General features: G+C 38.4%; 2 protein-coding genes. Both read right to left on the bottom strand.

All coding sequences use genetic code 11. The features are described 5' to 3' along the window. Positions 1 to 137: 137 nt before the first annotated feature. Positions 138 to 1,088 carry an IS3 family transposase gene (locus V7068_RS19950; protein WP_499714234.1) on the bottom strand — a complete coding sequence of 317 codons (951 nt, stop codon included), beginning with the start codon at positions 1,086 to 1,088 and terminating at the stop codon, positions 138 to 140. Next, positions 1,025 to 1,387, bottom strand: coding sequence for a transposase (locus V7068_RS19945; protein WP_499714233.1), 363 nt, complete (start codon positions 1,385 to 1,387; stop codon positions 1,025 to 1,027). Before V7068_RS19945 ends, V7068_RS19950 begins: the two co-directional genes overlap by 64 nt. Positions 1,388 to 1,404 lie beyond the last annotated feature (17 nt).

Raw genomic sequence — 1,404 nt, 5'->3', positions numbered from 1 at the left:
TGGTCTTCTGTCAAGAAAGTGGACAATAAAATTTGAGACTTTTACATAATAAATGCCTACCGCACTTCGTTTGGTCCGGTGCTCGAAATGACCAGTCGAAAAACCTGACTGCTCATTTCGAACACCCCACGGCTAAATTATGAGATTAATGCTTCTTCATTCTTGTGATACTTTCTCTCAAATTCGGTTGGTGAGAGATATCCTAAAGTCGAGTGTTTTCTTCTAAGGTTATAGAAGCTGCTAATGTAATAGTTTATAGCGTTTATGGCCTCTTCTCTTGTCTTAAATCGTCTTCTATAAATCAAGTCTTTCTTAATTGTGGCATGGAACGATTCAATACAAGCGTTATCATATGGATCTGCTTTTTTACTCATACTAACGACCATTTCACGCTCTTTCAAAATATCCGTATAGTCTTGCGAAGAATACTGGGAACCACGGTCTGAATGATGAAGTACCCCTTCCTCAGGCTGTCTTGTCATGATGGCCCTCTTTAAAGATTGAATGGATAGCTCTTTTTTTATATGTGACGCCAGGCTCCAACCAATAATCTTTCTTGAAAACAAATCCATCACGGAGGATAAATAAACCCAGCCTTCGAGTGTCCAGATGTATGTAATATCAGCTACCCAAACTTGGTTAGGCTTCTCTACGTTAAATTGACGATTTAGTCGATTAGGATACGTTTTGAAATCATGATTGGAATCCGTTGTAACGACAAACTTTTCTTTTGGGGTTGCCTTTAAACCCATTGTTTTCATCAGTCGAGCTACGTTTTTTTGCGAAATGGTATAGCCCCATTCGATTAAGTCATCATGGACTCTAGGGCTTCCATAGGTACCGAAACTCTCGTGGAATGACTTAGCGATCTTTTGTTTGATTTCTAAGCGATATTCTTCTCTTTCTGATGGAATACTAGATTGTTGTTTAAGCCATTTATAGTAGCCACTCGTTGACACCTTCAGTACTTTACACATCTTCGAAATCGCGTGTTCATTTGAGTGGGCTTGAACAAAGGCATAAACTACGCTTGGTTTTTGGTGAAGATGTGCATGGCCTTTTTTAAGATTTCGTTTTCCTCTCTTAATTGTTCTAATTCTTTTTCGTGCTGCTTTTTGAGTTTCTCGAGCTCTGTAGGGGTAATAAAAGTCTCGTTAGGCTTTCCACCATTGATTCTCGTTCTGTAATCTTTCACCCACCGACTAATTGTTTTCGGTGAAATTTCTAATTCATAAGAAAGTTCGGATGCTTTTCTCCCTTGTTCCACAACTAGCTTTGAAACATGGTCCTTGTACGCTTGATCGTAATGTTTAGCCAAAATGAACACGCCCTTTCTATAATGAATGATGATTGTATTATAAAATAAATCTCGTTTTAACGTGTCCACTTTTTAGACTAACCTCA

It is taken from the genome of Bacillus sp. JJ634 (assembly GCF_036962285.1).
Lineage (GTDB): Bacteria > Bacillota > Bacilli > Bacillales > DSM-1321 > Peribacillus > Peribacillus asahii_A.
This window is presented reverse-complemented; position numbering and strand designations above follow the sequence as displayed.